Genomic DNA, 23700 nt, shown 5'->3' with positions numbered 1-23700 from the left:
GCCATGGCAGCATGCATCCGGTTTCACCCGGTGCACGGGATGAGCCGATGAGCGTGCCCGTTGCGGCGGCGGTGACGCCGCGTTTCGCTGTGATCGGCCTGGGTTACGTCGGCCTGCCGTTGGCGGTGGCGTTTGGCCGGCACTGGCCGACACTGGGCTTTGACATCGATGCCGGCCGCATCGCCGAGCTGCGCGGTGGCCGCGATCACACGCTGGAGATGGAGGCTGACGAGCTGGCCGAAGCCACGCATCTGCAGTACGGCAGCGATCCTTCGCTGCTCGATGCCTGCAACGTCTATATCGTCACCGTGCCGACCCCGATCGATGCCTACGAGCAGCCCGACCTGGAGCCATTGCGTTCGGCCAGCCGCCTGATCGCCGGCCATCTGCGCACGGGCGATCTGGTGATCTACGAATCCACGGTGTATCCCGGCACCACCGAAGAGGTCTGCGTGCCGCTGCTCGAGCAGGGCTCGGGCCTGCGCTTCAACGAGGATTTCTACTGCGGCTACAGCCCGGAGCGGGTCAGCCCTGGCGATCGCCAGCGGCGCCTGGCCGACATCCGCAAGATCACCTCCGGCTCGACGCCCGAGGTGGCGGCAGTGATTGATGGCCTGTACCAGCGCATCATCGACGCCGGGACCTTCCCGGCGCCGTCGATGCGCGTGGCCGAAGCAGCGAAGGTGGTCGAGAACATCCAGCGCGACGTCAACATCGCGCTGGTCAACGAGCTGGCGCTGATCTTCGACCGGCTCGGCATCGATACCCAGGACGTGCTCGATGCGGCGGGCAGCAAGTGGAACTTCCTGCCATTCCGGCCCGGCCTGGTGGGGGGGCATTGCATCGGCGTGGATCCGTATTACCTGCTGCACAAATCCGAAAGCGTGGGCTACCACCCGGACCTGATCCACACCGCACGGCAGGTCAACAACCGCGTCGGCGAGCATGTCGCCGCGCGGGTGCTGGCCATGCTGGCCGAGCGTGGCCGCGCACCCGCGCAGTCGCGTGTCCTGGTGCTGGGCGTGACCTTCAAGGAGGACTGCCCGGACCTGCGCAACAGTCGCGCGCTGGAACTGGCCCAGCGACTGCGCGATGCCGGCGCCGAGGTGGAAGTCAGCGACCCGTGGGTGGGCCCTGCGGCGCTGGCCGAGGCCGGCGTGCAGTGGCTGGCCGAGCCGGTTCCAGGCGGCTATGACGCGGTGGTGCTGGCGGTGGCCCATGCCCGCTTCAAGGCCATGGATGAAGCGGCCATCCGGGGCCTGCTGGCACCGGGTGGGCTGGTCTACGACGTGAAATCGGCCTGGCCGCGCAACGTGGTTGACGGTCGCCTGTAAGCCTGGGCGGCGGGCAGCGCGGTAGACTCGGGAGCAGTTGCAACCGAGGAAAGCCATGCACCGGTATATCGTCTACCTGCTCGCCATCCTGATGTTCCCGATATGCCTGTGGCTGGCCACGATATGGCCGGCCTGGTATTGGGGCGTCGGCCTGACTGCCGCGATGGTGGCATTGGGGACCTGGGATCTGCTGCAGAAGCGCAGCACGCTGCGCCGCAACTATCCGGTGATGGCGCATTTCCGCTACGGGCTCGAATCGATCGGACCGGAAATCCGCCAGTACTTCGTGCAGAGCGACCTGGAGGACGTGCCGTTCTCGCGCCAGCAGCGCGCGCTGATCTACCAGCGCTCCAAGAACGAGATGGACACGGTACCGTTCGGCACCCTGCGCAGCACCTATGCGGTGGACTACGAGTGGATCAACCATTCACTGGCACCGACCGCCATCGCCAAGCATGACTTCCGCGTGCTGATCGGTCCGAACTGTGCCAAGCCCTATTCGGCCAGCGTGTTCAACATCTCGGCGATGAGCTTCGGTTCACTGTCGGCGAATGCGATACGCGCGCTGAACGAAGGCGCGCGGCGCGGTGGTTTCTACCACGACACCGGCGAAGGCTCGATCTCGCCCTACCACCGCGAGATGGGCGGTGACCTGGTGTGGGAAATCGGCTCGGGCTACTTCGGTTGCCGCGACGAGAAGGGTGGTTTCAGCGAGGAACGCTTCGTTGCCAATGCCACCCATGACCAGGTCAAGATGATCGAGATCAAGCTGTCGCAGGGTGCCAAGCCAGGCCATGGCGGCGTGCTGCCAGCGCCGAAGGTGACCGCCGAGATTTCGGTGACGCGCGGTGTGCCGATGGGCGTGGACTGTGTGTCGCCGTCGCGTCATTCTGCGTTCTCCACGCCGGTGGAGCTGTTGCAGTTCGTCGCCCGCCTGCGCGAGCTGTCCGGTGGCAAGCCGGTCGGTTTCAAGCTGGCCATCGGCCACCCGTGGGAGTGGTTCGGCATCGCCAAGGCGATGCAGGAAACCGGGCTGCTGCCGGACTTCATCGTGGTGGACGGCGCCGAAGGCGGCACCGGCGCGGCACCGGCCGAGTTCGTCGACCATGTCGGCGTGCCGATGCACGAGGCGCTGCTGCTGGTACACAACACCCTGGTGGGCCTCGATCTGCGCGAGCGCATCCGCATCGGTGCGGCCGGCAAGATCACCAGTGCGTTCGACATCGCGCGCACCATCGCGCTGGGTGCCGACTGGTGCAATGCCGGCCGTGGCTTCATGTTCGCGCTGGGCTGCATCCAGTCACTGAGCTGCCACACCGACAAGTGCCCCACCGGCATCGCCACCCAGGACCCGGCGCGCTGGAAGCATCTGGACGCACCGGACAAGGCCACCCGTGTGTACAGCTTCCATGAGCACACACTGCATGCGCTGAAGGAGCTGCTGTGTGCTGCAGGCCTGAATGACCCGGCGGAACTGGGCCCGGAACATATCCTGCGTCGGGTTTCGCCTGTTGAGATCCGCTCGCTGGCCTCGCTGTACCGCTACCTGGAACCGGGCGAGCTGCTGCACAAGGTGCCGGACCACGCCGTGTTCCATGCGTTCTGGGCCGACGCACGCAGCGATTCCTTCCAGCCGCCGCCGAAGATCCAGGCACTGCGGGCCAGCAAGTCGCGATAACGTCTCTGTAGAGTCGAGCCGTGCTCGACTGCTTTTGTGGAACGAAGAACAGCCGGGCATGGGCTCGGCTCTACAAGGAGATGCCATGCGATTCAGGATCGGCACCATGGATGACGTGGCCATCTTGTGGGCGCTGCGCACGCGATGCGTGCGTGAGACCTGCAGCAGCCACTACCTACCCGAGGTCATCGCGCCGTGGTCGGCCTCGCCGCCGCCCGCGCAGTACGCGCGGCTGCTGGGGCAGGGCGGTTGCGTGGTGGCCGAGGACGGCGAGGGTGCCCTGCTTGGTTTCGGGGTGTTCGATGCCGATGCCAATGAAGTCGATGCGTTGTTCGTTGATCCCGATCGTGGCGGCCAGGGCATCGGCCAGGCACTGATGCAGCGGTTGCTGGCAATGGCCGATCGTGAGCGTGAGGTGGTCCTGTCGGCCTCGCTCAATGCCGTGCCGTTCTATCAGCGGCAGGGGTTCATCAGCGTGAGCGAAAAGGCCTACCCACATCCCAGCGGCGTGGCGCTGGCGTCGGTGAGCATGCGCCGGCCGTGGTGATGTAGCTCGACGGCTTTTGTAGAGTCGAGCCATGCTCGACTGCTTTTGATTCAATCGATGAAGCAGTCGAGCATGGCTCGACGCTACAAGGCAGGCGTCACTGCCCGGCGAGCCACTCGATCACACCTTCCGCCGCACGCAGGCCGCTGGCGTAGCACGCGGTCAACAGGTAGCCGCCGGTCGGTGCTTCCCAGTCCAGCATCTCGCCTGCACAGAACACACCGGGCACCGCCCGCAGCATCAGGCCATCATCCAGCGCCTGCAGGCGCACGCCACCGGCGGTGCTGATCACCTCGGCCATCGGCCTTGGACGCAGCACGCGCAGCGGCAGGCGCTTGAGCGTGGCAGCTACGGCCGGCAGATCGTTGCCGGCCTCCTTGCCAAGAATCTCGAACACCAGTGCGGCCTTCACCGCATCCAGGCCCGCCTGGCGACGCAGATGCTCACCGAAGCTGCGGCCCTTGCGGGGACGTGACAGGTCGGCCAGCAGGCGCGCTTCGTCGCGGCCGGGCACCAGGTCCAGCCACAGCATGGCGTGGCCGTCGTGGTTGATGGTTTCGCGCAGATCGGCGGCCAATGCGTAGATCAGGCTGCCTTCAATGCCGTACTCACTGGCCACGCACTCGCCCTGCAGCGACTGCGGCTGTCCAGCCAGGTCGATCCAGTGTGCAATCACCGGCTTCAATGGTGCACCGGCATTGCGCTGGGCGAAGAACGGGGTCCAGTCCACGTCGAAGCCGCAGTTGGTTGACTGCAGTGGCGCGATGTCCACGCCACGCGCCTGCAGTGGCGCAACCCAGGCGCCGTCGCTGCCCAGCTGCGGCCAACTGCCGCCGCCCATCGCCAGTACCGTCGCATCGGGGCGCACATCGATTTCCCCCGCCTCGGTGGCAAAGCGCAGGGCGCCGTCGTCGCTCCAGCCGATCCAACGGTGGTTGGCATGCAGGCGCACACCCTGATCCTTCAACCGGCGCACCCAGCCGCGCAGCAGCGGCGCTGCCTTGCGGTCGACCGGGAACACCCGGCCAGAGCTGCCCACATAGGTCTCCACGCCGAAGCCGGCGGCCCAGTCACGCAATGCCTGCGCGTCGAAGCCATCCAGCCAGCTGCCGACCACGGCGGCCTGCTCGCGGTAGCGGCTGTCGAACAACGGCCGCGGATCGGAATGGGTGAGGTTGAGCCCGCCCTTGCCGGCGATCAGGAACTTGCGGCCGGGTGACCCCTTGGCCTCGTACAGGTCGACCTCCAGCCCAGCGGCGCGCAGGCGCTCGGCGGCGTACAGGCCGGCCGGGCCGCCGCCGATGACGGCGACCCGCTGGGGCAGTGCGGTATTACGGTTTGACATCGAGCAGCTCGACGTCGAACACCAGCGACGAGCCGGCCGGGATCGGGCCGACGCGGCGGTCGCCGTAGCCGTAGTCCGGCGGGATCATCAGGGTGCGCTTGCCGCCGACCTTCATGCCGGCCACGCCCTCATCCCAGCCCCGGATGACCTGGCCTGCGCCCAGCGGGAAGGTGAACGGTTCGCCACGGCTGACCGAGCTGTCGAAGGTCTTGCCGTGCTTGGTTTCGGTGCGGTTGTCGTAGATCCAGCCGGTGTAGTGCACGGTCACCTTGCTGCCGGAGACGGCTTCGGCGCCGGTGCCGGGCATGGTATCGATGCGCTCGAAGGTGGTCAGGGTGCCGCCGGGCGGCGGGCCGGACGGTTCGGTCGTGCAGCCAGCGGCGGCGAGGGACAGCAGCAGGGGAAGCAGCAGGCGGCGCATCGGGCGTCTCCGGAAGGGCGCAGGGCGAGGGCGGCAAGGGTAGCGCATCGGCGCCGGGTATCATGGAGCCATGGCAAAACTCCTGCTCAATCTGCGCAATGTCGGTGACGACGAATATGCCGATGTCTGCACGCTGCTCGACCAGCACGGCATCGCCTGGTATCGCACCGAACCCAGCCCGTGGGGCATTTCCAATGGCGGCCTGTGGCTGCGCGAGGACGCTGATCATCCGCGCGCGAAGGCGCTGATGGCCGAGTACCAGGCCGAGCGGGGTCCTCGCATCCGCGCTGAGCGTGAGCAGGCATTGCGTGATGGCACCGCCGAGACCTTCGGCAGCCTGTTCCGGCGGCGGCCGGTCTACGTGGTGCTGGTGCTGCTGGGGATGGTGGGTGCAGCAGCGCTGGTGCTGCTGCCGTTCGTGCTGTTGCGGGGGTAGAGGGTCCGGCCGGGTGGCACCCGCTGCCCGCCTGCCCACACCGCCCCATCCCTGACAGATTCCGGGTATCTGCCGGGGGTCGGATCCCTCTGCTGCGCAGAGGGCTCTGACCCCTGAATCTGTCCGGAGGGGCGGGAGGCGCTAAAATGGCGGGATGATCGCCAATACCGCTGCCTACCATTTCGCCGTCATCGACGCCCCCCAGGCCTTGTGCGACCAGCTGCTGGCGCGTGCCGAGGCGGCGGAGCTGCGCGGCACGATCCTGGTGGCAGGCGAGGGGTTGAACCTGTTCCTGGCCGGCGCCCCGGGAGCCATCGAGGGCTTCTATGCGGCGTTGCGTGAAGATGCGCGTTTTGCTGATTTGCGGGTCAAAACCAGTCTCAGCGAGCACCAGCCGTTCGCGCGGCTGAAGGCCAAGGTGAAGGACGAGATCATCAGCTTCCGCCGCGATGATGGCCAGCCGCTGGACTATCCGCGTGCGCCGGCGGTCGATCCGGCCACGGTGCAGCGGTGGCTGCGCCAGGGGCATGACGACGCCGGCAAGCCGGTGGTGATGCTCGACACGCGCAACCTGCAGGAAGTGGAGTACGGCACCTTCAAGGACGCGCTGGTGCTGCCCATCCACAAGTTCACCGACCTGCCCGAGGCGTTGGCGCCGCATCGCGAGGCGCTGAAGGACAGCACCGTGGTCAGTTTCTGCACCGGCGGCATCCGCTGCGAGAAGGCCGCGCTGTGGATGGTCAACGACGGCATGGACAATGTGCTGCAGCTCGACGGCGGCATCCTCGGTTACTTCGAGGAGGTGGGCGGTGAAGGCTACGAGGGGCGTTGCTTCGTGTTCGACGAGCGCGTGGCGCTGGATGCCGAGCTGAAGCCGATGGTCGATCAGCCGCTGCCGGAGCCGCGCCCCAGCGCGTTCTGACCGGTATGCAGGTTGACCGGGGCGCAGGTTGATGGGAATGCGGGCTGGCGGGGACGACGGTTGACGGGGCGCCGGTAGAGTCGACTGTTAGTCGACTATCGCGCGCAGCGCGGGGGTTTCAGTCTCCCGCCGAGAGCAGTCCAGCCGCCGTCCAGCCGCCGTCCGCGGCCCGCGGCCCGTAATCCGTCGACCCTGTTCTCCTGAACCCATCCCGCGGGAATCAGCATCCCGCCACCGTCACTGGCCGTTGCGCCCGGCCGACCCCATCACAAAGGGAATCCTGTGACGGAATACCGCCTGATGATCCCGTTGTCGATTCTCGACCTAGCCCCGGTCTGCGAGGGCAGTGACACCACCGCCGCCTTCGCCAACATGCTGGAACTGGCCCAGCACGCCGATGCGCTGGGCTATCGCCGTTACTGGCTGGCCGAACACCACAACATGCCCGGCATCGCCAGTGCGGCCACCGCTGTGCTGATCGGCCACGTGGCGGGCGGCACGAAGCGCATCCGCGTCGGTGCCGGCGGCATCATGCTGCCCAACCATGCGCCGCTGCAGGTGGCCGAGCAGTTCGGCACGCTGGCGTCGCTGTATCCGGATCGTATCGACCTCGGCCTCGGCCGCGCGCCGGGCACCGACCAGCCGACCGCGCGTGCACTGCGCCGCTACTTCGACAGCGCCGACCAGTTCCCGCAGGACGTTCGCGAACTGCTGCACTACTTCGAACCGGTACAGCCCGGGCAGGCTGTGCAGGCGGTGCCGGGGGGAGGCCTGCGGGTGCCGACCTGGATCCTCGGTTCGAGCCTGTTCGGTGCGCGCATGGCCGCCTCGATGGGCCTGCCGTACGCGTTCGCCTCGCACTTCGCGCCCGACGTGATGGACGAAGCGCTGGCGGTGTACCGCCGCGAGTTCCGCCCCTCGGCCACGCTGAAACAGCCGCACGCGATGCTGGCCTTGAACGTTGTCGCCAGCGACAGCGAAGCCGAATCGCGGCGTTTGTTCACCAGCCAGCAGCAGAGTTTCGTCAACCTTCGCCGCGGCCGTCCGGGCAAGATTCCGGCACCGATCGACGACATCGAGTCCTTCTGGGAACCGCATGAAAAGCTGGGCGTGGAGCGGGCATTGGCCTGCACCGTACTGGGTGATCCGCAGCAGGTGGCCGAGGGCATCGCCGCCTTCGTCGAACGGCACAAGCCCGACGAACTGATGCTCACCGCCAATCTGTACGACCACCGCGCACGCCTGCGTTCGTTCGAACTGGCGATGCACGCCTGGCATGCCCGCCACGCGGGCTGAACAATTGCGTCACGGCCTGTTGCGGCCCAACCGCGTCTGATGGGGACTCCTACTTCTGGAGTCCCCACCATGGCCGAGACCCGCGCCGAACACATTGCCCAGCTGGCCGAACTGATCAAGGACGTGGAGGTGGCGATGTTCACCACCACCGGCGTCGACGGGCGACTCTACAGCCGGCCGCTGGCCACCCAGCAGGTCGCCTTCGATGGTGACCTGTGGTTCGTGATCACCGGCGACAGCCCGAAGGTGGCCGAGATCGCGCTCGATCCGCGGGTCAACGTGGCGTATGCCTCGCCCTCGAAGAACACCTATGTGTCGGTGGCGGGGCGGGCACGCGTGGTTGACGATCGCGCGAAGATCGAGGAGCTGTGGTCACCGGCGATGAAACTGTTCTTCCCCGGTGGCAAGGATGACCCCAACCTTCGCCTGATCCACGTGCGCGCCGACAGTGCCGAATACTGGGATGGTCCGGGCACGCTGCTGGGCAAGGCGTTGACCTTCGTGCTGTCGGCGGTGCAGGACGAGCCGGCGGCGTTGGCCGACAACGGTTTCATTGATCTGCGCTGAGGTTTCGCCCCCGCCGGGCATGGCCCGGCGCTACCGGGGGCGCATCGTGGGTAGCGCCGGGCCATGCCCGGCGAGCGCAGCGGTCGGCTTTCAGAACCAACGCTGGAACAGATCCACCGTGTAACCCACCAGCTGCCCCGAACTGAAACCGAAGAAGGCGATCGCCGCCAGCGCCGCGATCCAGTTGAACAGCATCAGCGCGCCATCGCGCTCCAGCAATGCCAGCGCGAACAGCAGCAGCTGGAAGCCGAACAGGAAATTGGTGAACGGAATCGGCAGCGACAGCAGCACGCCCAGCAGCACCAGCAGCAGGCCGGTAAACGCATGCGCTGGCAGCGGTGTCAGCAGCTGCGGCAGCCGCGGCTTAAGCATCTTGTCCAGGCGCCGCAGCGGGCGATCGATACGGTCAAGGAAGCGGTGCATGGTGCCGCGCTTCGGCCCGCGCCGGGCAATGAAGCCGGGCAGCCAGGGGCGGCGCAGGCAGCACAGCATCTGCAGGCCGATAAGGATCACCAGTGGACCGCTGACCGCGCCGCCCATGCCCGGAATCGGAATGAACGAGGGCAGGATGGCCACGAACAGGAATACGCCGAACGCGCTCTGCTGCAGGTTGCACAGGATCTGGCCAAGCGGCATGTGCTCGGCCGGATCACCGGAGGCGAACATCTCCAGCAGGGTGCGGATGCCCTCGTTGCGGTAGGTCGGGCGCTCGGCGCCCGGACCCTGGCCGGCCTCAGGCGGTGAGCTCATCGGCCTGCTCGTCGGACAACGTGCGCAGCAGCAGCTTGTCCACGCGCGCACCGTCCAGGTCGACCACTTCGAAGCGCCAGCCAGCCCAGTCGAAGTACTCGCCCGCGTGCGGAATGCGGCCGAAGTAATGGATGCACATGCCGGCCAGCGTGTAGTAGTCGCCGTCCTCGGCGTCGGGCAGGTCGTTGCTGCCGATCAGTTCGCGCACGTCTTCGATCGGCAGTGAACCGTCAACCAGCAGCGAGCCGTCCTCGCGGGTCACCACCAGTGCGTCCTCGTCGGCGTTCTCCACCGCCTGCAGGCGTCCAACCACCGCGCCCATCAGGTCGCTGATGGTCACCAGGCCCTGGATCTCGCCGTACTCGTCCACTACCAGTGCCATCGACTGCTGTTCCTCGCGGAAGATTTCCAGCAGCTTCATCGCGTGGGTCGATTCGGAAACGTACAGGGGTTCGCGCAGGGTCTGGAACAGCGCGTTGTCGCCGCGCGCCATGCGCGTAGCCAGCGATTTCAGCTCCAGCACGCCGACCACGTCCATGTCGTTGTCGCGGTACACCGGGTACCGCGAGAACTCGTGCTCGGCCATGATTTCCAGGTTGCGTTCCAGTCCAGCCTGGGTGTCGAGCCACGCGATGCGGTTGCGCGGGGTCATCAGGCTGTCGGCGGTGCGGTCGCCCAGGCGCATGACACGGTTCATCATGTCGCGCTCGTGGGCATCGATCACGCCGGCCTCGTGGCTCTCGGCCACCAGCATGCGGATCTCTTCTTCGGTCACCGAGGCGACTTCATCCTTGCCCAGGCCGAACAGGCGCAGGACCAGCTGGGTGGTCTTGGACAGCAGCCAGACGAAGGGCAGGGCCAACTTGGCCAGCCAGCTCATCGGCATCGCCACCAGGCCGGCAATGGCCTCCGAACGGGTCAGTGCCAGGCGCTTGGGCACCAGTTCGCCGAAGATCAGCGTGATGAAAGTGATCAAGCTGACCGCCAGCGCCGTGCCGATGTTGCCGGCATAGGCGAAGCCCGGCATCAGGCCCTGGATCCAGCCGGCGAAGGCCTCGCCCAGTGCTTCACCACCGAGGTAGCCGGTCAGCACGCCGATCACGGTGATGCCGATCTGCACGGTGGACAGGAAGCTCTCCGGCTTCTCCGACAGCTCAAGCGCCTTGGCGGCGCGCTTGGAGGTGGCGGCCATCTGCTTCAGGCGGCTCTTGCGCGAGGTCATGACCGACATCTCGGACATGGCGAAGAAGCCGTTCAACAGAACAAGCGCGAAGACAATCAGGATCATTTCAAACACGGGCGTCGTCCCCGGTTGGTGGCAGGGAGGGCGGGTGCTTGCGATGGCGGCAGGCGCTCAGGAACGGGGTCCGGCGCGGCGCTGGGGGATAAGGGTCGTCGTCCATAAGGTGCGCCCGAAGGCGCGCTGGCATCTTAGCAAAGGGGCGTGGCAGGGTGGCAACCGCCTGTTCAGGTTGGGGGTTCTACGCCCTTGAAAGGGGGCGGGGATACCCGAGATGGTCATCTAGCCGTCATAATTCCGTCTGGTGCCGTCCTTCCCGCGACGGCTGACAGGTTTCTCAATGTTCTCTCTGCAGACCATTTTCGGTTCCGGCAAACAGTTCTACACCCTGCTCGATGAGGCCGCCGTCGCGGCGTCCGACGCCGCCAAGGCGCTGCATTCCATGCTGCGCGAGGCCGACCGCCAGCCCGCGCTGGACGCCTTCAAGCTGGCCCGCCTGCGCGAGCGCGCGGCCTCGGACAAGATCAGCCAGGCGCTGGTGGACAGCTTCATGACCCCGATCGAGCGCGAAGACATCGAAGCGCTGGGCTCGGCCCTGTACAAGATTCCCAAGCAGATCGAGAAGTTCGCCGATCGCTATTCGCTGGCCACGACCCACCTGGAACACATCGACTTCGCGCCGCGCGCGGCGATGCTGGAACAGGCCGCCGGCGTGGTGGTGGAGATGGTGGCCGACCTGCGCCACATGAACCTGGACCGGATGACCGCGCTGAACGAGAAGCTGCGTTCACTGGAAAACGAGGCCGACCGCCTGATGCTCGAGCTGTACCGCGACATCTATTCCGGCCGCCTGGACAACCTGCAGATGTTCCTGCTGAAGGAATTCTTCGAGATCCTGGAAAAGGCCATCGACCGTTGCCGCGAGGCCGGCGTGGTGGCGTACCAGATCGTGTTGAAGAACAGCTGACGGACGCCGCCGCATGTTGACCCTTGTCCTGGTGGTGATCCTGGCCGCACTCGTCTTCGAGTTCATCAACGGCTTCCACGACACCGCCAACTCCATTGCCACCGTGGTCGCGACCAAGGTGCTCTCGCCCGGCTGGGCGGTGATGCTGGCCGCCTTCATGAACCTGATCGGTGCGCTGACCGGTACGGCCGTCGCATTGACGATCGCCTCCGGCCTGCTCAACACCAACGTCGTCGATGTCACCCCGCAGGTGATCCTGTGCGCGCTGCTCGGCGGCATCATCTGGAACCTGATCACTTGGTGGAAGGGGCTGCCGTCCTCGTCCTCGCACGCGCTGATCGGTGGCCTCTGCGGCGCTGGCCTGGCCGCGGCCCACAACAACTGGGACGCGCTGATCTGGTCCGAGCGCCTGGGCAGCTGGGCGCAGAACAAGGGCCTGCTGTGGAAGGTGTTCGTGCCGATGATCACCTCGCCGATCGCCGGTTTCCTGCTCGGCATCGTGGTGATGGTGCTGCTGTGGGGCCTGATTGCCGGCCTGGCCAAGATCGGTGGCGCCATCGGTCGCCTGGCCCGCCCGCGCATCGTCAATGCGTTCTTCGGCAAGGCCCAGATCGCCTCGGCGGCCTACATGGGCTTCGCCCACGGCCACAACGACGCGCAGAAGACCATGGGCATCATCGCCATGACCCTGATCGGTGCCGAAGCGACCGGCGCACTGAACGACCTGCCGTCCTGGCTGGCCTTCATGCACCCGGACGCGCACGCCGGTGACGGCATCGCGATGTGGATCGTGCTGACCTGTGCGGTGGTGATGGCTGCCGGTACCGCCTCGGGCGGCTGGAAGATCATCAAGACCCTGGGCCACAAGATGGTCAAGCTGCACCCGATCCACGGCTTCGCCGCGGAGACCAGCTCGGCCACCATCCTGACCCTGGCTGCCCACTTCGGCATGCCGGTCTCGACCACGCACAGCATCTCCACCGCGATCATGGGCGTCGGCTTCGCCAAGAACCCGCGTTCGCTGAAGTTCGGCGTGATCGAACGCATCGTCTGGGCCTGGATCCTGACCATCCCCGCCGCCGGCGGCTGTGCGTACCTGATCCTGAAGCTGTTCGAGCTGTTCGGCTGGACCTGATCTGCACGCACACGTTGCACAAAAAAAGCCCGCCGGATACCGGCGGGCTTTTTTCATGGGGAGATCATTTCTCTGTACCCAGTGTGTCGACCAAGGTCGACACCCACCAACAGCAGCAGGAAGTCGACACCCACCAACAGCGGACGGTCGCCCGCCCCAACAGCCGCAGGAATCTGTCAGCGGCGGGGTGGGGTTGCAGGACCGTTGGCGCCATGGATGGCGCCATCGAGCCCCCAGGGATGGGTTTACGGCGTGTCCTGCAACCCCACCCCACCTCGCCAGCCCACGGAACCCCGGCTTGTGCCGTTGCCGTTGCCGTCAGCGGGTGCCGGGCCGCAGGCCCGGCCGAACCCCTCAATTGCGCTGGAACAGCGCCTGCACATCCTTCCGGAACGCCGCCTGGCTGTCCGCCCGGCTGTAGAACATGTGCCCGCCCGGGTAGCTCCGCACCTGCACCCGGTCCGGATTGCTGCCCATCGCCGGCATCTGGTCCACCGTCAGGATCGAACCCATGAACGGGCACGACAGGTCATTCCAGCCGTGCACGATCAGCACCTGCAGATGCGGGTCGATCGCCACCGCCTGGCGCAGCTGGGTCACCGCACCCTGGCGCAGTTCGCCGTTGCGGTCCCACAGCCGGTTCACCTCGTAGTTCAGCGCCTGGTAGCGCGCATCCACCTTCCAGCCGACCACGCGCGTCACGAAGTCGACCATCGCCGTGGTGGTCGGCGCGATGATGCTGTCCAGCAGAGGATCGTTGGCACGCTGCTCCGGATCGTTCGGGAACGGATCGAACGCGGTCACGTTGGAATCGTAGCGGCTGCCCAGCGTGCCCTTGTCGCGGAACACTTCGCGCAGGTAGGCCTGGGTTTCCAGGCGGCCGCCGGCACGGCGCACGAACTGCGGGTCAAGCCCGGTCAGCTCGGTTACCCGGCGCAGCATCGCCTCGGTCGCCTGCGGATCGCTGCGGCCCTTCATCAGCGCGTTGGCGTAGTCGCCACGGGTGTACTCGACCACCTCGCGCATCGCCGCGTCGGTCAGCCTGCCCTGGCGCTCCAGGTGCGCTGCGGCGATCGACGGCAGCGTCTGCATCCACGCCATCGGCGAGACGTCGGCGTTGTCTTCCAGCGTCGGGCTAAGGTACGGCGACACCAGCACCAGGCCGTTCATCGCCACGCCCAGCCGGGTCTGCAGGAAGTGGGTGATGCGCGGGCCGCGATAACCGCCGTAGCTCTCGCCGGTCAGGTACTTGCGTGACGCCATGCGCTGGTTGCGCAACAGCCAGTCGTAGATCGAGCGCGACAGGTACTCGATGTCGGCACTGGGGTTGTACAGCTGCTTCTTCGCCTCGTCATCGCCGATGCGCGCGCGGCTGAAACCGGTGCCGACCGGATCGATGAACACCAGGTCGGTGAAATCCAGCCAGGTACCCGGGTTGTCATGCAGGGTGGCTGGCGCCGAGGCGCTGTCGCCCTCCGAACCGAAGGTGACTACCTTGGGCCCGATCGCGCCCATGTTGAGGTAGACCGACGAGGCACCGGGGCCGCCGTTGAGCGCGAAGGTCACCGGCCGGTCCTTGCCCGGCATCGTGTAGGCGGTGAACACCACATCGGCGATCACCTTGCCCTTGTCATCGCGCACCGGCAGGGTGCCGACCGTGGCGGTGTAATCGAGGCTGCGCCCGGCCAGGCGCATGCTCTGGCGGACCGAGGCATCGGCCGGCAGCGCGGGCGCTTCGCTCTTGTCATCCTTCTGGTCGGGTTTGGCGTCGGCCGGTGCGGCCAGCGCGCTGGCAGGGGCGATGAGCAGGCCGACGCAGAGCGCGGCAGTGTGCAGCAGGGACTTCATGGCACCGTATCGGCAACGGAAGGGGGTTCCGATGCTAGGCCGGTGGGTGCCGCACCGGATGTGTCCAAAGGCATGCCTGAGCGCGCTGGCCGGTTGCGGCCAGATTGGGTCAAGCGGGCAGGGCGGTTGCCGCTTCGTCGTTGGCCAACAGGCCGTAGACGGCCGAGTCCGAAAGCTCACCCTGGATGCGCCAGCGCTGGCGCAGCACCCCTTCGCGGTGGAAGCCCAGGCGGTCAAGCACATGTGCCGAGGGTACGTTGCGTGGATCGATCTCGGCTTCGATACGGTGCAGGTGCAGGGTGCGGAACAGATAGCCCAGCATCTGCTGCAGGGCCTCATGCATGTATCCCTGGCCCTGGCGGTCCGGCGCCAACAGATAGCCGATCTCGGCCCGCATGGCCTCGCGATCAATGGCGAACGCAACGCAGATGCCCAGTAGTGGGCCGTTGGGCGATTCGCGCACGGCCAGCTTCAACTGGGTACCGATGGCGTGCGCGGCAAGATCGTCGTCGATCTGTTCGCGGGCTTCGGCCGGACGCGTCCAGGCCGGGTGGTTCCACCAGCGCATCACGTCCGGATTGGACTGCAGCGTGAACAGCGCGGCCGCGTCGTCACGGCGGATCGGGCTCAGCACCAACCGGGCGCTGTGCAGCGGCAGGGCGGGGAACAGCAACGAGTGGCTGGCCAATACGATGGTCCACACGGGTGGACGCGCATTATGGCGCCGCCGGGTTTGCCGATGGCGGCGGGATGGCTCCGGAGCGGATGGGGTCGGATCCCTTTCCGCAGGAAAGGGATCCGACCTCGCTCAGGATCAGACTTCCAGGGAGGCGAGGTCGCCCTTGCTCTCCAGCCAGCCCTTGCGGTCGGAGGCGCGCTTCTTGGCCAGCAGCATGTCCATCAGCGAACTTGTCTGTTCGCGATCATCAACGGTCAGCTGCACCAGGCGGCGCGTATCCGGGTGGATGGTGGATTCACGCAGCTGCGGCGGGTTCATCTCGCCCAGGCCCTTGAAGCGGGTCACGTTGATGGCGCCCTTGATCTTCTCGCGTTCGATCTTGTCCAGCATCGAGCGCTTTTCTTCCTCGTCCAGGGCGTAGAACACCTGCTTGCCCACGTCGATGCGGAACAGCGGCGGCATCGCCACGAACACGTGGCCGGCATCGACCAGCGCCGGGAAGTGCTTCAGGAACAGCGCGGTCAGCAGCGTTGCGATGTGCAGGCCGTCGGAGTCCGCGTCGGCCAGGATGATGACCTTGCCGTAACGCAGGCCGCTGATGTCATCCTTGCCCGGGTCGCAGCCGATGGCGATGGCCAGGTTGTGCACTTCTTCCGAGGCCAGCACGCTGTTGGACGAGACTTCCCAGGTGTTCAGGATCTTGCCGCGCAACGGCATGATGGCCTGGAAGTCCTTGTCGCGGGCCTGCTTGGCGCTGCCGCCTGCCGAATCACCTTCCACCAGGAACAGCTCGGTACGCGACAGGTCCTGGCTGATGCAGTCGGCCAGCTTGCCGGGCAGGGCCGGGCCCTGGGTGACCTTCTTGCGGACGACCAGCTTCTCGGTCTTCAGGCGTGCGCTGGCACGCTCGATGGCGATCTGCGCGATCTTCTCGCCCAGTTCCACGTTCTGGTTCAGCAGCAGGCTGAACGCATCGTGGGCGGCGCCTTCGACGAAACCGGCGGCCTGGCGCGAGGACAGGCGTTCCTTGGTCTGGCCGCTGAACTGCGGGTCGGTCATCTTCAGCGAGAGCACGAACGACACGCGGTCCCACACGTCTTCCGGGGCCAGCTTGACGCCACGCGGCAGCAGGTTGCGGAAGTCGCAGAACTCGCGCAGCGCCTCGGTCAGCCCGGTACGCAGGCCGTTGACGTGGGTGCCGTGCTGGGCGGTGGGAATCAGGTTGACGTAGCTTTCCTGTACCAGCTCGCCCTCCGGCAGCCAGGCCACGGCCCAGTCCACCACCTCGGTGTCCTTCTTCAGGTTGCCGACGAACAGGTCGGCCGGCAGCGATTCGCGCTCGCCCAGTTCCAGCTTCAGGTAATCGCGCAGGCCGTCTTCGTAGTACCAGGTGTCGACTTCGCCGGTGGCCTCGTCGGTCAGCTTGACGGTCAGGCCCGGGCACAGCACGGCCTTGGCGCGCAGCAGGTGCTTGAGCGCGCGCACCGCGAACTTCGGCGTATCGAAGTACTTCGGGTCCGGCCAGAAGCGCACGCGGGTACCGGTGTTCTTCTTGCCGACGGTGCCGACCACTTCCAGCGGGGTGGCGCGGTCGCCATTGCGGAAGGTGATGCGGTGCTCGGCACCTTCGCGCTTGATGTGCACTTCCACCAGGGTCGACAGCGCGTTGACCACGCTGACGCCGACGCCGTGCAGGCCGCCGGAGAAGGTGTAGTTGTTGTTGCTGAACTTGCCGCCCGCATGCAGGCGGGTGAGGATCAGCTCGACACCCGGGATCTTCTCTTCCGGATGGATGTCCACCGGCATGCCGCGGCCGTCATCGCTGACCTCCACGCTGCCGTCCTTGTACAGGGTGATCTCGATCGAGCGGGCGTGGCCGGCGAGGGCCTCGTCCACCGAGTTGTCGATCACTTCCTGCGCCAGGTGGTTCGGGCGCGCGGTGTCGGTATACATGCCGGGACGGCGCTTGACCGGGTCAAGGCCGGACAGGACTTCAATATCGGCGGCGTTATAGCGGGCGTTCATCTATCTTCTAAAGCGCGGAGCGACGCGCAAGTGTGCGGTCTGTGCGGCGAATTTGCACGCCTGCGGTTCAGCCTCGGCGGCGGGGAGGGGGTAAAATGGCAGTCGCTGGAATCTGAACGCCGGCGGCCCCTGTTGGGTCGAAACATCCAAGCCATACCGCGAGGAGGACCTCATGAAGAAGTTGCTGACCATTGCGATCCTGGCCGCTGCCGCCGTTGCAGTGCCGCTGGTGGTGGCGCAGAACGCCGGCCAGCCGGCCCCGCAGCAGGGCGACCAGGCCGACAAGGCACAGGCCGAAGCCGATGCCAAGGCCAAGCGCCGCGCCCAGGCCAATGCCGAAATGAAGGCGCAGGGCCAGCCGGCCCCGCAGCAGGAAGAGGAAGAAGAGGCGAGGAAGAAGAAGTAATCCTTCCACCCTCTGAAGCCCTTGCCGCAAGGGATTCGCCCCCCGACGCCCCGCCCAGCGGGGCGTTTCTTTTGGGTGATGGCCGCAACTGCCTCTTGGGTTGGCGGCCATCAATCTGTAAACTATGGCTTTCCGGGAGTAAGTGCGTGTCCACCCTTTGCGAATGGGCTGGCACGACCATGCGTGGTCGCCAGCAATGCGGGTCGCAGGTGACGGTCGATATGACCGGCACGGCCGCCCCGACCTCGCAGGGTGGTCCCCGTCCGGCGCCTGCCGCCGCACGGCCCAGCACCTCCCTCGCTGCCCCAGCGAACCGGAAAACCCCCTTCAAGCTCCATGCCCGCCCTCCGGGTGCGCGTGGTGCTGCCGTTTTCCATTTCCAGACAGGATGCTTGCAGCCATGACTCCCTTGATTTTCGTAACCGGCGGCGTGGTGTCCTCGCTCGGCAAAGGCATTGCCGCTGCGTCACTGGCCGCCATTCTCGAAGCCCGTGGCCTGAAGGTCACGATGATGAAGCTCGACCCGTACATCAACGTCGACCCGGGCACCATGAGCCCGTTCCAGCACGGTGAGGTCTACGTCACCGACGACGGCGCCGAGACCGACCTCGACCTGGGCCACTACGAGCGCTTCGTGCGCACCCGCCTGAGCCGCAAGAACTCGGTCACCACCGGCCGCATCTACGAGAACGTGATCCGCAAGGAGCGCCGCGGCGACTACCTGGGCGCGACCGTGCAGGTCATTCCGCACATCACCGACGAGATCCGCCGCTGCATCGATGAAGCCACCGAAGGCTACGACGTGGCGCTGGTCGAGATCGGCGGTACCGTCGGTGACATCGAATCGCTGCCGTTCCTGGAGGCGATCCGCCAGGTGCGCACCGAGCGCGGCCCGGAGAAGGCGCTGTTCATGCACCTCACCCTGGTGCCGTACATCGGCGCCGCCGGTGAACTGAAGACCAAGCCGACCCAGCACTCGGTGAAGGAACTGCGCTCGATCGGCATCCAGCCGGACGTGCTGCTGTGCCGCTCCGAGCAGGCCGTGCCGGATTCGGAGCGCCGCAAGATCGCGCAGTTCACCAACGTCTCCGAGCGCGCCGTCATCAGTGTGCCGGACGTGGACGTGCTGTACCGCATTCCGTCGGGCCTGCACGCGCAGGGCCTGGACGAGATCGTGGTCAACCAGCTGAAGCTGGCCGACAAGGTGGGCCCGGTCGACCTGTCGATGTGGGAGGACGCGGTCGACGCGACCCTGCATCCGCTGGACGAAGTGACCATCGCCGTGGTCGGCAAGTACGTCGATCACCAGGACGCCTACAAGTCGGTCGGCGAAGCCCTCAAGCACGGTGGCCTGCGCCAGCGCACCAAGGTCAACCTGAAGTGGCTGGAAGCGCAGGATCTGGAAGGCACCGACATGGCCGCACTGGCCGATGTCGACGGCATCCTGGTGCCCGGTGGCTTCGGTGACCGTGGTTTCGAAGGCAAGGTGCTGACCTCGAAGTTCGCCCGCGAGCAGCAGGTGCCGTACTTCGGCATCTGCTACGGCATGCAGGCGGCCGTGGTCGACTACGCGCGCAATGTGGTGGGCCTGGAAGGTGCAAACAGCACCGAGAACGACCGCCAGTCGCCGAACCCCGTGATCGGCCTGATCACCGAATGGCGCACCGCCACCGGTGATGTCGAGAAGCGTGACGACAAGAGCGACCTCGGCGGCACCATGCGCCTGGGCCTGCAGGAGCAGCGCTTGAAGCCGGGCACGCTGGCCCGCGAGCTGTACGGCAAGGACGTGGTCGCCGAGCGCCATCGCCACCGTTACGAGTTCAACAACCGCTACCGCACCCAGCTGGAAGATGCCGGCCTGGTGATCGCCGGCAAGTCGATGGACGACACCCTGGTGGAAGTGGTGGAACTGCCGCGCGATGCGCACCCGTGGTTCCTGGCCTGCCAGGCGCACCCGGAATTCCTGTCCACGCCGCGTGACGGCCACCCGCTGTTCATCGGTTTCATCCGCGCCGCGCGCGAGCGCAAGGCCGGCGGCAAGCTGCTTTCCGAAGCGCGCGCCTGACTTGTGAATGGGGGCCTCGGCCCCCATCCTGCATGCTTCAACCCCCAGCGCACCGGCCCGGCCGGTGCTGCGGACAACAAGGAAACGCCATGAAACTGTGTGGATTCGAGGTCGGGCTGGACCAGCCCCTGTTCCTGATCGCCGGCCCCTGCGTGATCGAGTCGATGCAGCTGCAGCTCGATACCGCCGGCAAGCTGAAGGAGGTCACCGACAAGCTCGGTGTCAACTTCATCTTCAAGTCCAGCTTCGACAAGGCCAACCGCACTTCGGGTACCGCCTTCCGCGGCCCGGGCATGGAGGAGGGCCTGAAGGTCCTGGCCGAGGTCAAGAAGCAGATCGGCGTGCCGGTGCTGACCGACGTCCACGAGTACACCCCGATGGATGAAGTGGCCTCGGTGGTGGATGTGCTGCAGACCCCCGCGTTCCTGGTCCGCCAGACCGACTTCATCCGCAAGGTGTGCTCGGCCGGCAAGCCGGTCAACATCAAGAAGGGCCAGTTCCTGGCGCCATGGGACATGAAGCCGGTCGTGGAGAAGGCCAAGGCCACCGGCAATGAGCAGATCATGGTCTGCGAGCGCGGTGCCAGCTTCGGCTACAACAACCTGGTCAGCGACATGCGTTCGCTGGCGGTGATGCGCGATACCGGTTGCCCGGTGGTGTTCGACGCCACCCATTCGGTGCAGCTGCCGGGCGGGCAGGGCACCAGTTCCGGTGGTCAGCGCGAGCACGTGCCGGTGCTGGCCCGTGCCGCCGTGGCGGTGGGCATCTCCGGCCTGTTCGCCGAGACCCATCCGGACCCGTCCAAGGCGCTGTCCGATGGCCCCAATGCGTGGCCGCTGGACCAGATGGAAGCCCTGCTCGAGACCCTGATGGAACTCGACGCGGTGACCAAGAAGCACGGCTTCTCGCGCTTCGCGTGAGTCGTGACCCGTGGCTGGCGCTGGAAGCCCAGCGTCATCGCCGGCACTGGAAGCAGTGGCCTTGGGGCCTGATCGCACTGGGCCTGGCGGTGCTGTTCACCGTGGGCATGTTTGGGTTGGCATTGATCGGCGCAGCGTCCGTGCGGCCACCGGGTGATGGTGGCAGCGCACTCAATCTGCGCGCGTACTTCATCGCGCTGCTGGTGGCGGAGCTGCTCGGCGCCGTGGGCTGCGTCGCTGCCGCCGTGCTGGCCTGGCGCCTGAATCGCGGCAAGGTGATGGCTGGCCTGGCGATCATCCTGCTGTCGCTGTGGTTCGGTGCTCTGTTCTACGGAGTGCTTTGATGAATGCGACCACGTCGGCGCGCGGCTGGCCCTGGGGTCTGATCGCTCTGGGCCTGGCCGTGTTGACCTGGATGGCCCTTGTGGTGGGCGTGCTGGCCTTCACGGCCGGCTTCCGGCCGCCGGGAGACGGAAACAACGGCGTGCAGGCCACGCAATGGTGGATGCTGGGCGCGTTGGTCACGATGGTGCTGTCCTTCCTGGGCTGCCCGGTGGCGATGGTGCTGGCCTGGCGTCGGCAGCGTGGCCCCATCCTGGCGGCGATTGCCGGTGCATTGCTGGTGATGCTGGTGTCGATGGTCCTGATCGTGATCGGGTCCAGCTGGGGCTGAAGCCGCCTGCGCCATTTGGCAAGTGGCGGGCAGCCGGGGATAATCACGCGGCATTCGTTTTGTCGCCCCCTCTCCATACAGGTAACCGGCCCGACCATGAGTACGATCCGCAGCATCCACGCCCGTGAAATCCTCGACAGCCGTGGCAACCCCACGCTGGAAGCCGAAGTCATCCTGGAGGACGGTTCGTTCGGTCGCGCCGCGGTTCCCTCCGGCGCCTCGACCGGCACCAAGGAAGCGGTCGAGCTGCGTGATGGCGACAAGACCCGTTACCTGGGCAAGGGCGTGCGCAAGGCCGTCGACAACGTCAACACCACCATTGCCAATGCGCTGAAGGGCTTCGAGGCCACCGACCAGAACGGCCTCGACCGTCGCCTGATCGACCTCGACGGCACCGAGAACAAGGGCCGCCTGGGCGCCAACGCGCTGCTGGGTGTTTCGATGGCCGCCGCGCATGCCGCCGCCGCATCGAGCAAGCAGGCACTGTGGCAGTACCTGGCCGCCAAGACCGGCGTGACCCCGTCGCTGCCGGTGCCGATGATGAACATCATCAACGGCGGCGCACATGCCGACAACAACGTCGACTTCCAGGAATTCATGGTGCTGCCGGTCGGCTTCACCTCGTTCTCCGAAGCGCTGCGCGCCGGTACCGAGATCTTCCATTCGCTGAAGTCGGTGCTGAAGGGCCACGGCCTGAGCACGGCGGTGGGCGATGAGGGCGGCTTCGCACCGGACTTCCGCAGCAACGTCGAAGCGCTGGACACCATCCTCGAAGCGATCGGCAAGGCTGGCTACACCGCCGGTGAAGACGTGCTGCTGGGCCTGGACGTGGCGTCCAGCGAGTTCTTCGAGAACGGCAAGTACAACCTGGTCGGCGAGAACAAGCGCCTGACCTCCGAGCAGTTCGTCGACTTCCTCGCCGACTGGGCCGCGCAGTACCCGATCATCACGATCGAAGACGGCCTGGCCGAGAACGACTGGGCCGGCTGGAAGCTGCTGACCGACCGCATCGGCAAGAAGGTGCAGCTGGTGGGTGACGACCTGTTCGTGACCAACCCGAAGATCTTCCAGGAAGGCATCGACTCGGGCACCGCCAACGCGATCCTGATCAAGGTCAACCAGATCGGCACCCTGAGCGAAACCCTGGAAGCGATCGCCATGGCCGACCGCGCCGGCTATGCCGCCGTGGTCTCGCACCGTTCGGGCGAAACCGAAGACACCACCATCGCCGACATCGCCGTGGCCACCACCGCCACCCAGATCAAGACCGGCTCGCTGTGCCGCAGCGATCGCGTGGCCAAGTACAACCAGCTGCTGCGCATCGAGGAAGCCCTCGGTGCCGGCGCGCGTTACGCCGGTCGTGACGCGTTCGTTTCGCTGAAGCGCTGAGCCGATGCGCGACTGGCGCTGGATGCTGCTGGTGCTGGCCCTGCTGCTGGGTTGGCTGCAGTACCGCTTCTGGTTCGGTCCGGGCAATTCGGGCGAAGTGATGATGCTCGAAGCCCAGGTCGCCAACCAGGAGCGGGACAATGAGGGCCTGCAGCAGCGCAATGATGCGCTCGCTGCGGAAGTGAAGGACCTCAAGGAAGGCCAGTCCGCCATCGAGGAACGCGCGCGCAGCGAGCTGGGCATGATCAAGCCTGGCGAAAAGTTCTACCGCGTGGTCGAGGATGCGCCGGTCCACCCGGCGCAACCTGCTGCAGGTGTCAGTGCGCAGGTCGGCGAACACCCGGCGGACGTGCCATGAGTGCGGCGATCTGGGTCGTGGTTCCGGCTGCCGGCCGTGGCACCCGCTTCGGCGCGCCGTTGCCCAAGCAGTACCTGCAGGCAGGTGGGCAGATCCTGCTTGCCCATACCCTGGACGCCCTGCTGGCGCACCCGGCCGTGGCCGGGGCGATGGTGGTGATCGGCCAGGACGACGCCGACTGGCCCGGCTGGAACGAATGGTTGGGCAAGCCGGTGCTGACCTGCATCGGTGGCGCGACCCGTGCAGCTTCGGTGCTGGCTGGCCTGCAGGCGTTGCCGGAGACGGTGCGCGCTGATGAGTTCGTACTGGTCCACGATGCCGCGCGGCCGAACCTGTCGCGGGCCGATCTCGGCCGCCTGCTTGAGGTCGGCCGTGCCGACCCGGTCGGCGCGATCCTGGCTGCCCCGGTGCGCGACACGCTCAAGCGTGCGGGTGACGACGGTGGCATCGATGGCACCGAACCGCGCGAACGCCTGTGGCGTGCACTGACCCCGCAGCTGTTCCGTCGCCATCAGCTCAGCCGCGCGTTGTCCGAAGCCGCGGCCGCCGGTGTCGACGTCACCGACGAGGCCATGGCCATGGAGCGCCAGGGCCAGCGCCCGCTGCTGGTGGAAGGCAGCGAGGACAACTTCAAGGTCACCACCCCGGCCGATCTGGACCGGTTCGAATTCGTACTTTCCCGCCGCGCCAGCTGATTGC

General features: G+C 66.5%; 24 protein-coding genes. 17 read left to right on the top strand and 7 right to left on the bottom strand.

What is annotated here, in order from left to right; genetic code table 11:
* Positions 1–47: 47 nt before the first annotated feature.
* From AC5P88_RS08720 to AC5P88_RS08710, 3 genes are all read left to right on the top strand, one after another.
* Positions 48–1334: a nucleotide sugar dehydrogenase gene (locus AC5P88_RS08720; RefSeq protein ID WP_106548967.1), complete on the top strand. Its 1287-nt coding sequence runs from the start codon at positions 48–50 to the stop codon at positions 1332–1334.
* Positions 1335–1389: 55 nt separating this feature from the next.
* Positions 1390–3012 (top strand): FMN-binding glutamate synthase family protein, encoded by a 1623-nt coding sequence (locus tag AC5P88_RS08715; RefSeq protein WP_106548966.1) that lies wholly within the window; start codon positions 1390–1392, stop codon positions 3010–3012.
* Between the two features lie 85 nt (positions 3013–3097).
* On the top strand, positions 3098–3559 hold the full coding sequence (locus AC5P88_RS08710) for a GNAT family N-acetyltransferase (RefSeq protein ID WP_106548965.1): 462 nt from the start codon (positions 3098–3100) through the stop codon (positions 3557–3559).
* Positions 3560–3656: 97 nt separating this feature from the next.
* Here AC5P88_RS08710 and AC5P88_RS08705 read toward each other — a convergent pair whose 3' ends face one another.
* Complete coding sequence (locus AC5P88_RS08705; RefSeq protein WP_106548964.1) at positions 3657–4904, bottom strand: TIGR03862 family flavoprotein; 1248 nt, start codon at positions 4902–4904, stop codon at positions 3657–3659.
* On the bottom strand, positions 4891–5325 hold the full coding sequence (locus AC5P88_RS08700) for an FKBP-type peptidyl-prolyl cis-trans isomerase (RefSeq protein WP_106548963.1): 435 nt from the start codon (positions 5323–5325) through the stop codon (positions 4891–4893). The genes AC5P88_RS08705 and AC5P88_RS08700 overlap by 14 nt, the downstream gene beginning before the upstream one ends.
* A 70-nt stretch (positions 5326–5395) precedes the next feature.
* Between AC5P88_RS08700 and AC5P88_RS08695 the strand changes: the two genes are divergently transcribed.
* The 4 genes from AC5P88_RS08695 (at position 5396) to AC5P88_RS08680 (ending at position 8546) form a co-directional block, all read left to right on the top strand.
* Entirely contained in the window at positions 5396–5761 is a 366-nt protein-coding gene (locus tag AC5P88_RS08695) for a DUF6164 family protein (protein WP_049430657.1), read from the top strand.
* A gap of 154 nt (positions 5762–5915) precedes the next feature.
* Complete coding sequence (locus AC5P88_RS08690; RefSeq protein WP_106548962.1) at positions 5916–6683, top strand: sulfurtransferase; 768 nt, start codon at positions 5916–5918, stop codon at positions 6681–6683.
* A gap of 300 nt (positions 6684–6983) precedes the next feature.
* Complete coding sequence (locus tag AC5P88_RS08685) at positions 6984–7979, top strand: LLM class flavin-dependent oxidoreductase (RefSeq protein WP_106548961.1); 996 nt, start codon at positions 6984–6986, stop codon at positions 7977–7979.
* Positions 7980–8048: 69 nt separating this feature from the next.
* Entirely contained in the window at positions 8049–8546 is a 498-nt protein-coding gene (locus AC5P88_RS08680) for a pyridoxamine 5'-phosphate oxidase family protein (RefSeq protein ID WP_049428962.1), read from the top strand.
* A 90-nt stretch (positions 8547–8636) separates the two neighbouring features.
* Here AC5P88_RS08680 and AC5P88_RS08675 read toward each other — a convergent pair whose 3' ends face one another.
* Together AC5P88_RS08675 and AC5P88_RS08670 are read right to left on the bottom strand one after the other, a co-directional pair.
* Complete coding sequence (locus AC5P88_RS08675; protein ID WP_106548960.1) at positions 8637–9296, bottom strand: exopolysaccharide biosynthesis protein; 660 nt, start codon at positions 9294–9296, stop codon at positions 8637–8639.
* A complete protein-coding gene (locus AC5P88_RS08670; protein ID WP_005408992.1) occupies positions 9280–10584 on the bottom strand; it encodes a hemolysin family protein in 1305 nt (434 codons plus the stop codon). Before AC5P88_RS08670 ends, AC5P88_RS08675 begins: the two co-directional genes overlap by 17 nt.
* A gap of 292 nt (positions 10585–10876) precedes the next feature.
* On the opposite strand from AC5P88_RS08670, the gene AC5P88_RS08665 reads away from it, so the two are divergent.
* Positions 10877–11503 carry a DUF47 domain-containing protein gene (locus tag AC5P88_RS08665; protein WP_004152833.1) on the top strand — a complete coding sequence of 209 codons (627 nt, stop codon included), beginning with the start codon at positions 10877–10879 and terminating at the stop codon, positions 11501–11503.
* A gap of 13 nt (positions 11504–11516) precedes the next feature.
* The gene (locus AC5P88_RS08660; protein ID WP_006431323.1) at positions 11517–12638 is read left to right on the top strand and encodes an inorganic phosphate transporter; all 1122 of its coding nucleotides are present in this window, start codon (positions 11517–11519) and stop codon (positions 12636–12638) included.
* A 354-nt stretch (positions 12639–12992) separates the two neighbouring features.
* On the opposite strand, the gene AC5P88_RS08655 is transcribed toward AC5P88_RS08660, so the two are convergent.
* The 3 genes from AC5P88_RS08655 to parE form a co-directional block, all read right to left on the bottom strand.
* On the bottom strand, positions 12993–14486 hold the full coding sequence (locus tag AC5P88_RS08655; protein WP_106548958.1) for a S10 family peptidase: 1494 nt from the start codon (positions 14484–14486) through the stop codon (positions 12993–12995).
* 109 nt (positions 14487–14595) lie between these two features.
* Positions 14596–15174, bottom strand: a complete 579-nt coding sequence (locus AC5P88_RS08650) for a GNAT family N-acetyltransferase (RefSeq protein ID WP_106549021.1) — start codon at positions 15172–15174, stop codon at positions 14596–14598.
* A 126-nt stretch (positions 15175–15300) separates the two neighbouring features.
* Positions 15301–17190 carry a DNA topoisomerase IV subunit B gene (gene parE, locus AC5P88_RS08645; RefSeq protein WP_049429545.1) on the bottom strand — a complete coding sequence of 630 codons (1890 nt, stop codon included), beginning with the start codon at positions 17188–17190 and terminating at the stop codon, positions 15301–15303.
* Positions 17191–17362: 172 nt separating this feature from the next.
* Between parE and AC5P88_RS08640 the strand changes: the two genes are divergently transcribed.
* The 8 genes from AC5P88_RS08640 to ispD all read left to right on the top strand — a co-directional run bounded on the left by AC5P88_RS08640 (position 17363) and on the right by ispD (position 23696).
* Complete coding sequence (locus tag AC5P88_RS08640) at positions 17363–17596, top strand: hypothetical protein (RefSeq protein WP_049429546.1); 234 nt, start codon at positions 17363–17365, stop codon at positions 17594–17596.
* A 400-nt stretch (positions 17597–17996) separates the two neighbouring features.
* Complete coding sequence (gene pyrG, locus AC5P88_RS08635) at positions 17997–19661, top strand: CTP synthase (RefSeq protein ID WP_106548957.1); 1665 nt, start codon at positions 17997–17999, stop codon at positions 19659–19661.
* Between the two features lie 89 nt (positions 19662–19750).
* Positions 19751–20581, top strand: coding sequence for a 3-deoxy-8-phosphooctulonate synthase (gene kdsA, locus AC5P88_RS08630; protein ID WP_014036736.1), 831 nt, complete (start codon positions 19751–19753; stop codon positions 20579–20581).
* Positions 20578–20925: a hypothetical protein gene (locus AC5P88_RS08625; protein ID WP_495224800.1), complete on the top strand. Its 348-nt coding sequence runs from the start codon at positions 20578–20580 to the stop codon at positions 20923–20925. Before kdsA ends, AC5P88_RS08625 begins: the two co-directional genes overlap by 4 nt.
* Complete coding sequence (locus AC5P88_RS08620; RefSeq protein ID WP_495224799.1) at positions 20925–21254, top strand: hypothetical protein; 330 nt, start codon at positions 20925–20927, stop codon at positions 21252–21254. Before AC5P88_RS08625 ends, AC5P88_RS08620 begins: the two co-directional genes overlap by 1 nt.
* Before the next feature lie 96 nt (positions 21255–21350).
* Positions 21351–22643 carry a phosphopyruvate hydratase gene (eno, locus tag AC5P88_RS08615; RefSeq protein ID WP_111203486.1) on the top strand — a complete coding sequence of 431 codons (1293 nt, stop codon included), beginning with the start codon at positions 21351–21353 and terminating at the stop codon, positions 22641–22643.
* Positions 22644–22647: 4 nt separating this feature from the next.
* On the top strand, positions 22648–23001 hold the full coding sequence (gene ftsB / locus AC5P88_RS08610) for a cell division protein FtsB (RefSeq protein WP_164138871.1): 354 nt from the start codon (positions 22648–22650) through the stop codon (positions 22999–23001).
* Complete coding sequence (gene ispD, locus AC5P88_RS08605; protein WP_495224798.1) at positions 22998–23696, top strand: 2-C-methyl-D-erythritol 4-phosphate cytidylyltransferase; 699 nt, start codon at positions 22998–23000, stop codon at positions 23694–23696. Before ftsB ends, ispD begins: the two co-directional genes overlap by 4 nt.
* Positions 23697–23700 lie beyond the last annotated feature (4 nt).

It is taken from the genome of Stenotrophomonas sp. YJH_SMC_8 (assembly GCF_059371315.1).
The sequence above is the reverse complement of the archived record's forward strand: the minus strand, read 5'-3'. Positions and strand labels throughout refer to the sequence as shown.

Excerpts from the sequence above, each read along its gene's own strand:
- AC5P88_RS08720 (WP_106548967.1), top strand. The coding sequence starts at position 48 with ATGAGCGTGCCCGTTGCGGCGGCGGTGACGCCGCGTTTCGCTGTGATC.
- AC5P88_RS08715 (WP_106548966.1), top strand. The coding sequence starts at position 1,390 with ATGCACCGGTATATCGTCTACCTGCTCGCCATCCTGATGTTCCCGATA.
- AC5P88_RS08710 (WP_106548965.1), top strand. The coding sequence starts at position 3,098 with ATGCGATTCAGGATCGGCACCATGGATGACGTGGCCATCTTGTGGGCG.
- AC5P88_RS08705 (WP_106548964.1), bottom strand. The coding sequence starts at position 4,904 with ATGTCAAACCGTAATACCGCACTGCCCCAGCGGGTCGCCGTCATCGGC.
- AC5P88_RS08700 (WP_106548963.1), bottom strand. The coding sequence starts at position 5,325 with ATGCGCCGCCTGCTGCTTCCCCTGCTGCTGTCCCTCGCCGCCGCTGGC.
- AC5P88_RS08695 (WP_049430657.1), top strand. The coding sequence starts at position 5,396 with ATGGCAAAACTCCTGCTCAATCTGCGCAATGTCGGTGACGACGAATAT.
- AC5P88_RS08690 (WP_106548962.1), top strand. The coding sequence starts at position 5,916 with ATGATCGCCAATACCGCTGCCTACCATTTCGCCGTCATCGACGCCCCC.
- AC5P88_RS08685 (WP_106548961.1), top strand. The coding sequence starts at position 6,984 with ATGATCCCGTTGTCGATTCTCGACCTAGCCCCGGTCTGCGAGGGCAGT.
- AC5P88_RS08680 (WP_049428962.1), top strand. The coding sequence starts at position 8,049 with ATGGCCGAGACCCGCGCCGAACACATTGCCCAGCTGGCCGAACTGATC.
- AC5P88_RS08675 (WP_106548960.1), bottom strand. The coding sequence starts at position 9,296 with ATGAGCTCACCGCCTGAGGCCGGCCAGGGTCCGGGCGCCGAGCGCCCG.
- AC5P88_RS08670 (WP_005408992.1), bottom strand. The coding sequence starts at position 10,584 with ATGATCCTGATTGTCTTCGCGCTTGTTCTGTTGAACGGCTTCTTCGCC.
- AC5P88_RS08665 (WP_004152833.1), top strand. The coding sequence starts at position 10,877 with ATGTTCTCTCTGCAGACCATTTTCGGTTCCGGCAAACAGTTCTACACC.
- AC5P88_RS08660 (WP_006431323.1), top strand. The coding sequence starts at position 11,517 with ATGTTGACCCTTGTCCTGGTGGTGATCCTGGCCGCACTCGTCTTCGAG.
- AC5P88_RS08655 (WP_106548958.1), bottom strand. The coding sequence starts at position 14,486 with ATGAAGTCCCTGCTGCACACTGCCGCGCTCTGCGTCGGCCTGCTCATC.
- parE (WP_049429545.1), bottom strand. The coding sequence starts at position 17,190 with ATGAACGCCCGCTATAACGCCGCCGATATTGAAGTCCTGTCCGGCCTT.
- AC5P88_RS08640 (WP_049429546.1), top strand. The coding sequence starts at position 17,363 with ATGAAGAAGTTGCTGACCATTGCGATCCTGGCCGCTGCCGCCGTTGCA.
- pyrG (WP_106548957.1), top strand. The coding sequence starts at position 17,997 with ATGACTCCCTTGATTTTCGTAACCGGCGGCGTGGTGTCCTCGCTCGGC.
- kdsA (WP_014036736.1), top strand. The coding sequence starts at position 19,751 with ATGAAACTGTGTGGATTCGAGGTCGGGCTGGACCAGCCCCTGTTCCTG.
- AC5P88_RS08620 (WP_495224799.1), top strand. The coding sequence starts at position 20,925 with ATGAATGCGACCACGTCGGCGCGCGGCTGGCCCTGGGGTCTGATCGCT.
- eno (WP_111203486.1), top strand. The coding sequence starts at position 21,351 with ATGAGTACGATCCGCAGCATCCACGCCCGTGAAATCCTCGACAGCCGT.
- ftsB (WP_164138871.1), top strand. The coding sequence starts at position 22,648 with ATGCGCGACTGGCGCTGGATGCTGCTGGTGCTGGCCCTGCTGCTGGGT.
- ispD (WP_495224798.1), top strand. The coding sequence starts at position 22,998 with ATGAGTGCGGCGATCTGGGTCGTGGTTCCGGCTGCCGGCCGTGGCACC.